This window comes from Flavobacterium chungangensis (assembly GCF_042654045.1).
GTDB classification, from domain to species: domain Bacteria; phylum Bacteroidota; class Bacteroidia; order Flavobacteriales; family Flavobacteriaceae; genus Flavobacterium; species Flavobacterium chungangensis.
In genome coordinates, this window is record NZ_JBHSFY010000014.1 from 11,316 (window position 1) to 25,809 (window position 14,494).

Consider the following 14,494-nt stretch of genomic DNA (forward strand, 5'->3'; position numbering starts at 1 on the left):
ACAACACTTATAAATCTATAAATCAAAACTTTAAAAACATAAATATTTGCAAAATTAATTTGAAATTCTTTTAATTCTTTTACATTTGTGCAATCGATTACATTGACTATTAAACCACAAAAAACCACACTTAAATGAAAACAAAACTTATTGCATTGGCCTTACTTCTGCCTTGCTCCTTTCTGTTTGCACAAAACTATTTTATGAGTGCGCCAGAAGGATTTGGAGCTTCTGCCACTGGCGGAGGAAGTGCAACTCCTGTAACAGTAACTACTTTAACCGATTTAACGGCGAAATTAAAACTGACTACTCCACAAGTTATTTTGGTTTCAGGAACCATAAATTGTTCCTACACCAGCCTCCTAGTGAATGACAAAACCATTATTGGTCTTCCTGGTGCTAGATTAGTCAATCTGGATCAGACTGCTACGGGTTCTGGAATTTTAAGTTTAAAACCGGGATCAAATAATATTATCATTAGAAATCTAATTTTTGAAGGCCCAGGTGCGTATGATGTAGACGGACGTGACAATCTTACCTCAGAAGCTACTAATCTTTGGGTAGATCATTGCGAATTTCAGGACGGAATGGACGGAAATTTTGACAATAAAGGCGCTGCTGATAATATAACGGTTTCTTGGTGTAAATTTATTTATTTGAAAGCACCGAAAGCTGGAGGTTCTGGCGGAGCCGATGATCACCGTTTTTCTGATTTAGTTGGCTCTTCTAAAACTGATGCTCCCTCTGACGGACATTATAGCATCACTTTTAAAAACTGTTATTGGGCTGAAGGCTGTAAAGAAAGAATGCCTAGAGCAAGAAATGCCGAACTCCATATTTTAAACTGTTACTACAATACATCCGTTTCGGGTTCACTTGCAATTGGTTTAGGCGGTGGAAGCAACAACACAACTTGTTATGTAGAAGGAACTGATTTTGCCAAAATCGGAACAGCTTTTAAAAACTATGTGAGCACAGATGGCGGAACAATTGGAGTTGCTTTTACAGATTGTTTAAATGCTCCTGCAAGTTCAGGAACAACTATTGCAAAACCTTCTTATACTTATAGCGTTTTACCAATAGCCAATGTTGCTGGATTTATTTCAAACGCTTCTTGCGGAGCTGGAGCAACGCTTCAAGTTACTACTCAAGGCGCTGTATCTACGAGCTGCAACAATTTGGGCTTAAATGATAATGTAAACAATCTGGATTTAAAATATTATCCGTCAGTTATCAATCGTCTTTTGAATATTGATTTTTTAAGTTCAGATAATGGTTTGGCACATGTTGATCTTTTTTCTTCTAATGGCGCAAAAGTATATTCAAATTCCAAAAATATTGCTCCAGATGAGAAATTAGAATTAAGCGTCGGAAATCTTGCAAAAGGTATTTATGTATGCAAAGTTCAGATAGAAAACCGAAGCAAAACTTTTAAACTGGTAAAAAACTAAATTTGTACCATAAAAAAAGGTCATTGAAAAATCAATGACCTTTTTACATTTTATATCTTACTTTTCACATCTCACTTAAAAAGCAGCTTTCATTTTATCTTTAATCGCATCAAGACATAAATTATTAATACTGCCTTCGTGCGTATGTTTAGTTTCTTTTGGAGATTTGTATATTCCCGCTTCCAATTGTTCGGCAACAGCTTTGTAAGCATCTCTAAATGGCATTCCTGCAACAACCATTTCGTTTAATGTATCTACAGTAAACAAATAATCGTATTTTTTATCTTCTAAAATATGATCTTTTACTGTAATATCTTTAATTGAGAAAATTGCAATATCCAAACAAGCTTTCAGGTTTTGAATCGCTGGAAATAAACCTTCTTTCAAAAGCTGTAAATCTCTGTGATAACCGCTTGGGAGATTATTAGTAATTAAAGTGATTTCGTATGGAAGTGCCTGAATCTTATTGCATTTTCCTCTGATCAATTCGAAAACATCCGGATTCTTTTTATGAGGCATAATACTAGAACCCGTTGTAAGATGCGCCGGAAGACCAATAAAATCAAAGTTTTGGCTCATATACAAACAAACGTCCATCGCAAATTTTGATAATGTTCCCGCAACGCTTGTCATGGCAAAAGCAACTGTTTTCTCTGCTTTTCCACGGCTCATTTGTGCAGCTACGGCATTGTATTTTAAGGTTTCGAAACCTAATTCCTGAGTTGTAAATGTTCGGTTGATTGGAAAAGAACTTCCGTAACCCGCAGCAGAACCTAACGGATTCTGGTCTACAATTTTAGAAGCTGCATTCAACATTGTGATGTCATCAATCAAACTTTCGGCGTAAGCAGAAAACCACATTCCGAATGACGATGGCATCGCGATTTGCAAATGCGTATAACCTGGCAACAAAACGTTTTGGTGTTTTTCTGCCGATTCCATCAAAAGGTCAAACAAAGTTTTTACTTGTTCTTTTATTGCTTTTAATTCGTCTTTTAAATACAAATGAACATCTACCAAAACCTGATCGTTACGAGAACGCGCGGTGTGGATTTTCTTTCCTGCATCGCCTAGTTTTACGGTTAGAAGATATTCGATTTTAGAATGTACGTCTTCGAAACTGTCTTCGATTTCGAAATTCCCAACTACAATATCAGCAATGATTTCGTTTAATGCATCAACTAAAGATGTTGTTTCTTCTTGCGTTAATAAACCAATCTGTCCCAACATTTTCGCATGAGCAATTGAACCTAAAGCATCATATTTTGCTAAAACCAAATCCAGTTCACGATCGTTTCCTACCGTAAACTGTTCGATTTGTTTATCTGTTGGTATTCCTTTTTCCCAAAGTTTCATAGGTCATGTTTTTTACCGTCAGTTTTTTTATTTAATTAACTGACTTTTTTTTTACTTTTAAAATTTCTTTATCAAAATCCGAAATGTAATTTTTATCTTGAATTATCCTGAATTTTTCAAACTCAGATTCTGCTTTTATTTTTGCTTCTAATTGCGATATTTTTCCGTTATCCAATAAAATTGGGTAATTAGAAAGTTGAAGGAAATTATCTAAAAAATTACTCCAATCTTCCATTTTCATCAATAACTGCCTTTTAGCATTGTTTTCGGCTAAATCTAAATATGCAGAAACAATCCTATTTAATTCCTGAATATGATTTTCACTTAAATAATTCTTTGCTATTATAACATCTGTTCTTTGAATTTTTCCATGTGGAGCATCTTTCCAAGTAGACAAACCCATATGAATCTTTTCTGCATCTGCTTCTGTATAAATAATTTCAGCAGCAGTCTTACCAGAAATTGCCCAATGCAATTTATTTTGCACAGACGCGAAAAAGTTTTTTGTCGTTATTGCAGCATTATCATAATCTGCTGAAAGAGCATAGATATCGGTTATTTTCTGATAAAATCTTCTTTCAGATGATCTTATCTCTCTAATCTTACCTAGTAATTCCTCAAAATAATCTTTTCCAAATGATGAACCATTTTTTAGCATTTCATCGTTTAAGACAAAACCTTTTCTAATGAATTCATTTAAAGTCTTTGTTGCCCAAATCCTAAATTGAGTTGCTTGTTTTGAATTTACTCTATAACCAATAGCAATAATCGCATCGAGATTATAAAAATCAATTTCACGATTTACTTCACGATTTCCTTCTTTTTGAAGTACTCGAATTTTTCGAGTAGTTGAAATTTGCTCTAATTCCTCACTTTTAAAAATTTCCTTTAAATGATATGTAACAGTATTTGACTCAACGCCAAAAAGTTGCGCAATAGCTTTTTGATTCAACCAAAAGCTCTCATCAATATATGTTACTTCAACATTTATATTGCTGTCTGCTGTTTGATAAAGTAAAATAGGCTTTTGCATATTTAATTGTAATTATAATTTAAAGAAATCTGTTAGTATTTTGATATACAGGTCAACTCCTTCTTCTATTTCATTTACAAAAATAAATTCGTCTGCCGAATGCGAACGCAAAGTTTCTCCTGGCCCTAATTTTAAAGACTGACAGCTTAAAACGGATTGATCTGAAAGTGTTGGCGAACCATAAGTTGTTCTTCCTAAAGCAATTCCTGCTTGAACTAAACCGTGCGCAACTGGAATTGAAGATGCATTTAAATGCATAGATCTTGGCGTTACTTCGGCATTTACATTTGCTTTTACAACCTCCAAAATTTCAGCGTTTGTATAACGGTCTGTTACACGAATGTCAACCACCAAATCACATTCTGAAGGAACCACGTTATGCTGTTTTCCCGCATTAATCTGCGTTACGGTCATTTTCACAGGACCTAAAACGTCTGAGATTTTGTCGAATTTATAGTTTTTAAACCATTCCATTACCGGAATTGATTTGTATAATGCATTATCGTCGTTTTGATGTGCAGCATGGCTTGCGGTTCCTTTTACTTTTACATCCAAAACTAATAAACCTTTTTCAGCAACTGCCAATTGCATTAAAGTTGGCTCTCCCACAATAGCGCAATCTAATTCTGGCAAATGTTTTAAAACACTATTTAATCCATTTTTTCCACTGCTTTCTTCTTCTGCAGAAGCCACAATAACAATATTATGGGATAAGTTTTGATTTTCGTAAAAATGCACAAAAGTCGCCAGTAATGAAACCAGACATCCGCCTGCGTCATTACTTCCTAAACCAAATAATTTCCCGTCTTTTTCAATTGCTTTAAACGGATCGTTGGTATACGCTTGATTTGGTCGTACAGTATCGTGATGTGAGTTAAGTAAAAGTGTTGGTTTGTTTTCGTCGAAATATTTGTTGAAAGCCCACACATTATTGTTTTCTCTCTTGAAGGGAATTTCATTCTGATTGAACCAATTTTCGATTAAAAGAGCTGTTTGATCTTCTTCACTTGAAAATGAAGGGGTTTTGATTAAGCTTCTTAATAAACTAATTGCTTCTTGGGTAAGCGTATCTATACTTTTCATAGGTTTTGTTTCTTTGCCACGAAGGCGCGAAGTCACAAAGTTTAAGTTAAATCTGTGACATTTTTAATTGGCGCAAATTTCTAAAATTAATATTTAAAAGTACTGCGCAAATCTGTTTTTTTGCCACTAATTACACGAATTTTCGCAAATTATTCTTTTGTTGTAGATTTAAAATCAAAATGAACTTTTTAGTGTACATCTAAAATTATTTTCTCTTTTAACAACAAAAATTAGTGTCAATTCGTGGCAACATTTTTTATAATGTAATCGTTGTATGCAGAATATCTGAATTTTGGAGCATTTTGTGATGTCCGATTTTGATTTTCTGCACGCCTCTTGATAAACTATTGAAACAGTTATCCAATTTCGGAATCATTCCGGAATGGATTACTTTTTCTTCTTTTAGCTTTTTGTATAATACTTCGTTGATTTCTGTAATCACAGACGAATCGTCTTCTGAATCCTGTAAAACACCTTGTTTTTCAAAACAATAGGTTAGCGTAACATCAAAAACTTCTGATAATGCAATTGATAATTCGCTTGCAATGGTATCAGCATTGGTGTTTAACAATTGTCCGTTTTTGTCGTGTGTGATGGCACAGAAAACAGGAACAACTCCAGCTTCTAATAAAGTTGCCAGTAATTTGGTGTTGACTTGTTTTACATCGCCTACAAATCCGTAATTAATTGTTGGATGATTTCTTTTTGTGGACTGAATTAAATTCCCGTCTGCTCCAGAAAAACCAATTGCGTTATTGTCTTTTGCCTGCAATTGCGCCACAATATGTTTGTTGATTTGTCCAGCGTAAATCATTACGACAACATCAAGCATTGGAGCATCTGTAATTCGGCGTCCGTCAATCATCTGCGGAACCAAACCAATACTCTGCGCCATTTTTGTAGCCGATTTTCCACCGCCGTGAACTAAAACTTTATAGCCTTCTATTTTAGAAAAATCGGTTAAAAATTGCTCTAATTCTGCTGGATTGTCGATGATGTTTCCACCTATTTTTATTACTGATAATTGCATAAGATTCTAAGGTTCTGAGATTCTAAGATACTAAGTTTTTTGTGCAAAGTTTCTTAGCATCTTAGTAGCTCAGAATCTTAGCAACTTTAAAAAAATTACATTTTTTTAAGAATCTTTTGTAAAACTAATTGTGCTGAATACGTTCTGTTATTCGCTTGTTCGATTACGATTGAATTTTCTCCGTCTAAAACTTCGTCACTTACAATTACATTACGACGAACTGGAAGACAGTGCATAAATTTTCCGTTGTTGGTTAAAGCCATTTTTTCGGCTGTAACGGTCCAATTTGGATCGCTGTTGGTTACTTTTCCGTAATCGTTGAAATTACTCCAGTTTTTTACGTAAACGAAATCGGCATTTTCAAACGCTTTATTTTGATCGTATTCGATTTTACAGTCTTTTGTAATTTCTGGACTTAACTCGTAACCTTCTGGATGTGTGATTACAAAATCCATCTCTTTTTGCATCTGCATCATTTCTACAAAAGAATTTGCAACCGCCTGAGGCAACGCTTTTGGATGCGGAGCCCAAGAAAGAACTACCTTTGGTTTTTCTTTGTGTCTAGGTTTGAATTCTTCCATTGTAATCGCATCTGCTAATGACTGTAATGGGTGACGAATAGCACTTTCCATATTAACAATTGGCACTGTAGCGTATTTCAAAAATCCTGAAATAACAGTTTCCTGATAATCTTTTTCTTTATCCACTAAACCAGCAAAAGCACGGATTGCGATAATATCACAGTATTGCGAAACGACTTCTGCTGCTTCTTTAATATGTTCTGAAGCGCCCGAATTCATCACTGCTCCGTCTTCAAATTCTAAAGTCCATCCTTCGTTGGTAAAATTCATTACCATAACGTTCATTCCTAAATTCATTGCCGCTTTTTGAGTACTCAAACGCGTTCTTAAACTTGGGTTGAAAAATAACATTCCAAGAGTTTTATTCTTTCCTAAACTTTGATTTTTAAGCGGATTCTTTTTGATTTTTATCGCTTGTTTTACCCATTTTGATAATGAGTTGATGTCTTTTATTGAGATATAATTCATTTGTTTTGTTTTTGTTTTTATTTTGTAATGTCAAAATTAGACGCGGATTAAACTGATTCGCTATCGCGAAGACGCGGATTAACACAGATTTTTTTATATTCTTACTTTCTTGCTATTTTCAAAAATCTTTCTTCGAAACTCTGGTTTTGTTCCAAAATTCAGAAGTAAACCTACTTCACAATCCGTACCGCGCAAATAGTTTAAAATTTGATTTTCAAATTCCACTACTATACAATCTGCTGCTTTTAATTCTAAAATAATTAAATCCTCCACTACCAAATCTGTATAATATTCGCCTACTTTTATTCCTTTATAATATACGATGATTTTCTTCTGCGATTCAACGTTAAGTCCTTTTTTCTTTAATTCTAAATACAATGAATTTTGATAAACTCTTTCTAAAAATCCATATCCCAACTCATTATAAACTTCATAAAAAGTTTTGATAATTACTTCAGTTAACTCTTGATGCAATAATTTCATAAAAAACAAATTTGAATGAAATATACTACATAAATTTTAAAACTAAATATAAAATCCGTTTTTAATCTGCGTCTTCGCGATAGCGAATCCGTTTCATCCGCATTCTATTTACACAATCTTAGTAAATTCAATTTCATCTTTTAATGCCTTTAAAATAAAATTATCATTTAATCCATTTACAATCCAGGTTTCAATGTTGGCTGCTTTTGAAATTGCTGCGGCCTCTATTTTAGACTGCATTCCTCCTGTTCCGTGTGATGATTTTGATTCGCCAATTTCTTTCTCCAGCGACTTCAAATCATTTACCAATTTAATTGTTTGAGGAACTTCATCATGAATAGAATCTTTAGTGTAAATTCCGTTTGTATTGGTCGCAATAATTAGAATATCAACATTTAATAAAACCGCTGTTAAAGCTGCTAATTTGTCATTATCTCCAAACCGAATCTCATCTGTGGCAACGGTATCATTTTCATTGATAATCGGAATGTAATTATTTTTAACCAATACATTAATCGTATTTACAATGTTCTTTTTGGTCTGTTCTTTCTCGAAATCAGAATAAGAAAGTAAACACTGCGAAGTATTTAATCCTAAATCCTTAAAATTTTCATTGTAAATCCGCATTAAATGAGGCTGTCCAATTGAAGCCAAAGCCTGCTTTACAAAAACATCTTTATCTTGATTGTCCAGCTTCACAAACTGCTTTGCCGCCGCAATTGCTCCAGAACTCACTATGATAAATTCATAGTCGTCGTTTAAAGCTGCAATCTGTATTCCGAGGTCTTCAATCTTTCCCCGCGAAATATGATTAGTTTCTTTGGTTAAAGTATTACTTCCTATTTTTAATAAAATCCGTTTTTTTGCCATGTCTTTTGTTTTTGCCACGAAGGCGCTAAGGCACTAAGTTATTTTTAACGCAAAGAGCGCAAGGTTTTTTATATTGTTTGTGTTTACAAACGCTAAGTTCGCAAAGCTTCATCTATAGTTAAATTCCAAAAAATAAATTCTAAATTCCAATAATCTTAAATCAAAAATCGTCAATCATCAATCTAAAAATCTGAACTCCAAAATCTAAAATTACCTAATTTGTCCTTCTCCATACACGTACCACTTATTGGTTACAAGATGTTGTAAACCAATTGGCCCTCTTTGATGCAATTTATCGGTACTTATTGCTAATTCGCCACCAAGTCCGAATTGTCCTCCGTCTGTAAAACGGGTTGAGGCATTTTGGTATACTGCTGCAGCATCTATTGCTTCCATAAATTGTTGTGCTGTTTCGTCGTCTCTTGTTATAATTGCTGCAGAATGTCCTCCACAGTATTTATTAATCATATCGATTGCATGATCCTGAGAATCGATGGTTCCAATTACAATTTTATAATCTAAAAACTCTTCGTACCAAATATCTTCGTTTTGAAGTGTTTTCGTGTTTTCGAAATTCTCTAATGATTTATCTACAATAACTTCCACTTTTGCTTCTATTAAAGCCTCAATCAGCATTGCTGTGAAGCCTTCAAAATTAGGAAGTTTCGAATCTATTAAAACTTTATCCAAAGCATTACAAGCTGAAATTTTAGCTGTTTTAGCATTTAAAATCACTTTTAAAGCCAAATCTGTATCTGCTTTTTCATGAACGTAAACAAAATTATTTCCTCGTCCGCTTACAATTACAGGACACGTTGCATGTGCTTTTACAAACTCAATTAGTTTTTCGCCGCCTCTTGGAACTATTAAATCAACTTTTTGAGTTGGTTTTTCTAAAAATGCCTGAGTTTCAGTTCGGTTGTAATTCAGATATTCCACCCAGTCTTTTGAAACCCCGTTTTCTTCTAAAGCTTTGTGCCAAAGACTTACTATTTTCAAATTTGATTTTAAAGACTCTTTCCCTCCTTTTAATAAAATCTTATTTCCAGATTTAAAAGCGATTCCGCCCGCTTCGATTGTAACATCTGGACGAGATTCATAAATAATTAAAATCGTTCCAAAAGCGGCAGTTTTATTCACCACTTTTATTCCATTATCATGAGTAAAATGAAAACGCTCAACGCCAACAGGATCTTCCTGTGAAGCTAGTTGGTTTAATGATAAAATCATTTCGTCAACTTTTTTATCATCTACTTTTAAGCGTTCTTCCATCGCTAAATCTGAACCGTCGTAATCAGCAAGATCTTCTTGATTGGTCAAGATAATCTCATTCCGCTCCTGCTCTACCAGATTTGCCATAGTCCGCAAAACCGCATTGCGTGTTTCAATTGATAATGGTTTCATAATTTCAAGTTGGTTGGTTGTTTTTCGGTTGTTTCTTTTTATAGAAACTTATTAATACCTAACAGGTTTCTAAAACCTGTTAGGATAATTGTGTGCTTAGTTTTTTAATTCTTCTAAACTTTCTTTTAAAGCTTTTACAAACGTATCTATATCAGCTTTTTTCACAGTCAACGGCGGTAAAATTCTTAATAGATTTTTATTGTTGGCGCTTCCTGTAAAAATGTGTTTTTCGATGATTAATTTCTTTCTTAAAGCTGCAACATCAAAATCAAATTCTACTCCAAGCATTAATCCTTTTCCTTTTACTTGTTTGATTCCGTCAACTTCTTTGATTTTTTCTAAGAAATATGCATAAACTTCGTTTACGTTTTTCTGTAAATCTAGTTTCTCAATTACATCAAGAACTGCAATTCCAGCTGCACAAGACAAATGGCTTCCGCCGAAAGTTGTCCCTAATAATCCGAAACTTGCTTCGAATTTTGGAGAAATTAAGATCGCTCCAACAGGAAATCCGTTCCCCATTCCTTTCGCAACTGAAATTATATCAGCGTTGATTCCGTGATGTTGGAACGCGAAAAATTTCCCGCTTCTTCCGTATCCTGATTGTACTTCGTCTAAAATTAAAACAACATCGTGTTTTTTACAAGCTTTTTCTAAAGCCTGGAAAAACTCGGTTGTTCCTTGGTCTAAACCTCCAACTCCTTGAATTCCTTCGATAATTACTGCTGTAACATCTCCTTTAGCCAATTCAGCTTCAACTAATTCGATTTGGTTTAGAGGTAAAAAAGTAACTTCCTGCTGTGCGTTAATTGGTGCAACAATCTTTTTATTATCTGTAACTGCAACAGCTGCAGAAGTTCTTCCGTGAAAAGAATTATCAAAAGCTACCACTCTTGATTTTCCGTTATGGAAAGAAGCTAGTTTTAAAGCATTTTCATTGGCTTCAGCACCAGAACTGCATAAAAACAATTCGTAATCTTCAAGACCAGAAAGCTTTCCTAATTTCTGAGCCAATTCTACCTGTAAAGGATTCTGAATTGCATTCGAATAAAATCCTAAATGATCTAATTGATTTTTAAGTTTTGCTACATAATCCGGTTGTGTGTGACCGATAGAAATCACACCATGTCCGCTATATAAATCTAAATATTCTACTCCTTTGTCATCAATAATGGTACAATCTACTGCTTTTACTGGAGTTATGTCGTATAATGGGTAAACGTTGAATAAGTTCATTTTGTTTTGTTTATTTTGTTTCAGGTTTCATGTTTCATGTTTCAAGTTACTCACTGAACGTGAAAACTAAAACTTCAAACCTTAAAACTAGTTATGTTTCTTCGTATCCATTTCAAGTCACGCACAGAACGTGAAACTTGAAACTTTAAACTTGAAACTAAAAAATTAAAATCCGCTTGGTTTCAAATGTAAACCTGTGGTTTCTTCTAAACCGAACATTAAATTCATGTTTTGAATTGCTTGTCCTGAAGCACCTTTGGTTAAGTTATCGATAATTGATGTTATGAGAACCCGGTTTCCTTTTTTCAATAAACTAATAATACATTTATTCGTCTGCACCACTTGTTTCATGTTGATGTTTGTTGTGGTAACGGTTACAAAAGGCTCATTTTTATAAAACTCTTCGTATTTGGCAACCAATTGCTCCAAACTATCATCACATAATGTATATAAAGTTGCAAAAATTCCTCTTGGAAAATCTCCTCTGTTCGGAATAAAAAGCAATTCACTGTCAAAATCGTCTTGTAATTGAACCAAACTTTCTCCGATTTCTCCCAAGTGTTGGTGTTCAAAAGCTTTATAATGTGACATATTATTGTTTCTCCAGCTGAAATGTGAAGTTTCTGAAAGACTTACTCCTGCTCCAGTACTTCCGGTTGTGGCATTAATATGAACATCATTATTCAATAAATTATGTTCTGCTAAAGGTAATAAAGCCAATTGAATAGCAGTTGCGAAACAACCTGGATTTGCGATATAATTTGCTTTTTTGATTTCGGCTTTATTGATCTCAGGCAATCCGTAAACGAAATCTTTTCCTTCAAAATGAGCGTCTTTATTCAATCTGAAATCATTTCCTAAATCGATGATTTTGGTATGGCTTGCAAACTGATTTTCTTTCAAAAATGAAATCGATTTTCCGTGACCTAAACACAAGAAAACAACGTTCACATTTGGATTTATTTCAGCTGTGAAATTCATTTCGATATCGCCCATCAAATCTTGGTGCGCCACAGAAAGAGGCTTTCCTGCATTTGTTGTACTGTAAACAAAATCGATGTTTACTTTGGGGTGATACATTAAAATTCTGATGAGTTCTCCGGCCGTGTAGCCCGAACCACCAATAATTCCGACATTAATCATGATCTAATTTGTTTACAGATGAGAAAATATTTTGTGCATTTCCTAAAATCTTAATAAATCCTTTTGCATCGTCAGATGTCCAGGCATTGTTCATTTCTCCGTATTGACCGAAACCTGTGTTCATTAAATCGTTTTCAGATTCGATTCCGTCAAGTGAGAAATGGTATGGTTTTAATGAAACTGTTACGGTTCCATTTACTGTTTTTTGTGTGTCTTGCAAGAAAGTTTCGATGTTTCTCATCACTGGATCTAAGAACTGACCTTCGTGGAATAACATTCCATACCAGTTTCCTAATTGTTCTTTCCAATATTGTTGCCATTTTCCAAGAGTGTGTTTCTCCAATAAATGGTGCGCTTTGATGATAATTAACGGAGCTGCTGCTTCAAAACCAACTCTTCCTTTAATTCCAATAATCGTATCTCCAACGTGAATATCTCTACCAATCGCATAAGCACTTGCCAATTTTTCAAGAGCCACAATATTATTTGAAGGTTTATCCGTTTTTCCGTTTAAACCAACTAATTCCCCTTGTTCAAAATGAAGCGTTACTTTTTCTTCTCCTTCTTTTTGTAATTGCGAAGGATACGCTTCACTTGGCAATGGCTGACTAGAAGTTAAAGTTTCTTTTCCTCCAACGCTTGTTCCCCAAAGTCCTTTATTGATAGAATATTGTGCTTTTTCCCAAGAGTAGTGAACTCCGTTTTGCGCTAAATAATCAACTTCTTCTTGTCTTGAAAGTTTTAAATCTCTAATTGGAGTAATGATTTCGATTTCTGGAGCAATAGTCTGAAAAATCAAATCAAAACGAATTTGGTCGTTTCCTGCACCTGTACTTCCGTGAGCGATTGCTGTTGCGCCTACTTTTTTCGCATATTTTATAGCCTCAATTGCTTGAAAAACACGCTCTGCACTTACTGATAACGGGTATGTATTGTTCTTTAATACATTTCCGAAAATCAAATATTTTATAGCTTTATCGTAATATTTATCTAAAATTGTTAAGTTGGCGTGCTGTGCACTTCCTAACTCGTAAGCTCTTTTTTCAATAGCTGATAATTCTTCTGCACTAAATCCTCCTGTATCAACAAGAACGGTATGAACTTCATAACCCTTTTCGTTTTTTAAATATTTCAAACAATACGAGGTATCTAATCCTCCGCTATAAGCTAATACTACTTTTTTCATTTTTTATAATTTAGGCTAATACTTTCGTATATAGCAGTTTGAGATTTCTTTTTAATTAAATTTTGAATAAAAAAACAAATGACAATAATTTGTTTAAGAATAAAGCCTGTTTTATTTTTTTTAGTCTGCTTAAAACAGCCTCGTTAAAAGGATGTCTCGGTGGTGTTTTTTGTTTTTCTTTTGGATCGTATAACATTCCAGTACAAAGACACATTTTGTTTTCTTTGCTTTGCAAAATTGGGAAGTTAGTACAGGTTTTACAGCCCGCCCAGAAACTTGGATCGGTTGTCAATTCTGAGAAAGGAACTGGTTTATAGCCTAATTCAGAGTTAATTTTCATAACTGCCAAACCAGTTGTAATTCCAAATATCTTAGCATCTGGAAATCTTTTCAAAGAATAATCAAAAACTTTGGATTTTATTTTTTTTGCCAAACCATGACTTCTATAATCTGGATGTACAATTAATCCTGAATGAGCGACAAATTTTCCGTGCTGCCAGCTTTCTATGTAACAAAAACCAGCAAACTTTCCATCAGCCAAAGCAATCATTGCATCACCGTTTGCCATTTTTTTCTGAATGTACTCAGGAGTTCTTTTAGCAATCCCCGTACCTCTTAATAAGGCAGACGATTCTATCGTATCGCAGATTTCCTGCGCATACTTAAAATGTTCTTCTTGAGTTACAACAATAGAGATCTTCATTTCAATTATTGAAGTTAGAGTTAAAAATTAAAGCATATTGATTCGCTTGAAATCTAGAATTGAATCCAATAAAATTAAGCATAAAAGAAGTAACACCTTCAAAACCAAAACATTGATTAAGAAAATTTACAAAATAATAAATACTTTTAGGATGTGTTTGTCCAATGGACAAATTATGTGATTTCAAAATGAAAAATGGATATGAATAAATATACGGCTATAAAACTCAGTGAACACTATAGAGATAGTGTCCGTACTTCGGGAGAAGTAATCGGTGAGTTTGTCCGTGACAAAGAAGTTATATGTAAACTTATTTTATTCATCGGTGCAAAAGTACATTATTTTTTTATTTACAAAACAAAAAATTAAAATTCTAACATTTTTTTTAGGTTTTGTTAATATATACAAAAACAAAAACCCGATAATTATTTCTAATTATCGGGTTTTAAAAAGGTTACACCTCTATA

Annotated in this window: 14 protein-coding genes; 2 read left to right on the forward strand and 12 right to left on the reverse strand. The window is 33.8% G+C overall.

Going from position 1 to position 14,494, the window contains the following annotated elements; genetic code table 11:
* Positions 1-134 precede the first annotated feature (134 nt).
* Positions 135-1,451 carry a pectate lyase family protein gene (locus ACFO3N_RS19295; RefSeq protein WP_379800503.1) on the forward strand — a complete coding sequence of 439 codons (1,317 nt, stop codon included), beginning with the start codon at positions 135-137 and terminating at the stop codon, positions 1,449-1,451.
* 75 nt (positions 1,452-1,526) lie between these two features.
* Here the strand turns inward: ACFO3N_RS19295 and argH are convergent, their stop codons facing one another.
* The 12 genes from argH to ACFO3N_RS19355 form a co-directional block, all read right to left on the reverse strand.
* Positions 1,527-2,807, reverse strand: coding sequence for an argininosuccinate lyase (argH, locus tag ACFO3N_RS19300; protein ID WP_379800505.1), 1,281 nt, complete (start codon positions 2,805-2,807; stop codon positions 1,527-1,529).
* A 31-nt stretch (positions 2,808-2,838) separates the two neighbouring features.
* Entirely contained in the window at positions 2,839-3,840 is a 1,002-nt protein-coding gene (locus tag ACFO3N_RS19305; protein ID WP_379800507.1) for a virulence RhuM family protein, read from the reverse strand.
* Positions 3,841-3,852: 12 nt separating this feature from the next.
* Positions 3,853-4,923, reverse strand: a complete 1,071-nt coding sequence (locus ACFO3N_RS19310; protein WP_379800509.1) for a M20 family metallo-hydrolase — start codon at positions 4,921-4,923, stop codon at positions 3,853-3,855.
* Between the two features lie 256 nt (positions 4,924-5,179).
* Positions 5,180-5,953 (reverse strand): acetylglutamate kinase, encoded by a 774-nt coding sequence (gene argB / locus ACFO3N_RS19315; RefSeq protein ID WP_379800511.1) that lies wholly within the window; start codon positions 5,951-5,953, stop codon positions 5,180-5,182.
* Between the two features lie 95 nt (positions 5,954-6,048).
* On the reverse strand, positions 6,049-7,002 hold the full coding sequence (locus tag ACFO3N_RS19320) for an N-acetylornithine carbamoyltransferase (protein ID WP_379800513.1): 954 nt from the start codon (positions 7,000-7,002) through the stop codon (positions 6,049-6,051).
* Positions 7,003-7,095: 93 nt separating this feature from the next.
* On the reverse strand, positions 7,096-7,485 hold the full coding sequence (locus tag ACFO3N_RS19325) for a GxxExxY protein (RefSeq protein WP_379800515.1): 390 nt from the start codon (positions 7,483-7,485) through the stop codon (positions 7,096-7,098).
* Between the two features lie 108 nt (positions 7,486-7,593).
* Positions 7,594-8,355 carry a glutamate 5-kinase gene (proB, locus tag ACFO3N_RS19330; protein ID WP_379800517.1) on the reverse strand — a complete coding sequence of 254 codons (762 nt, stop codon included), beginning with the start codon at positions 8,353-8,355 and terminating at the stop codon, positions 7,594-7,596.
* A gap of 210 nt (positions 8,356-8,565) precedes the next feature.
* On the reverse strand, positions 8,566-9,759 hold the full coding sequence (locus ACFO3N_RS19335; RefSeq protein WP_379800519.1) for a glutamate-5-semialdehyde dehydrogenase: 1,194 nt from the start codon (positions 9,757-9,759) through the stop codon (positions 8,566-8,568).
* Between the two features lie 96 nt (positions 9,760-9,855).
* Entirely contained in the window at positions 9,856-10,995 is a 1,140-nt protein-coding gene (locus ACFO3N_RS19340; protein WP_379800521.1) for an aspartate aminotransferase family protein, read from the reverse strand.
* 165 nt (positions 10,996-11,160) lie between these two features.
* Positions 11,161-12,138, reverse strand: coding sequence for an N-acetyl-gamma-glutamyl-phosphate reductase (argC, locus tag ACFO3N_RS19345; protein ID WP_379800523.1), 978 nt, complete (start codon positions 12,136-12,138; stop codon positions 11,161-11,163).
* Positions 12,131-13,324: an argininosuccinate synthase gene (locus ACFO3N_RS19350; protein WP_248726407.1), complete on the reverse strand. Its 1,194-nt coding sequence runs from the start codon at positions 13,322-13,324 to the stop codon at positions 12,131-12,133. The genes argC and ACFO3N_RS19350 overlap by 8 nt, the downstream gene beginning before the upstream one ends.
* Before the next feature lie 55 nt (positions 13,325-13,379).
* Positions 13,380-14,027 (reverse strand): GNAT family N-acetyltransferase, encoded by a 648-nt coding sequence (locus tag ACFO3N_RS19355; protein WP_248726406.1) that lies wholly within the window; start codon positions 14,025-14,027, stop codon positions 13,380-13,382.
* Between the two features lie 201 nt (positions 14,028-14,228).
* Between ACFO3N_RS19355 and ACFO3N_RS19360 the strand changes: the two genes are divergently transcribed.
* Positions 14,229-14,396, forward strand: a complete 168-nt coding sequence (locus tag ACFO3N_RS19360) for a hypothetical protein (protein WP_162615021.1) — start codon at positions 14,229-14,231, stop codon at positions 14,394-14,396.
* Positions 14,397-14,494 lie beyond the last annotated feature (98 nt).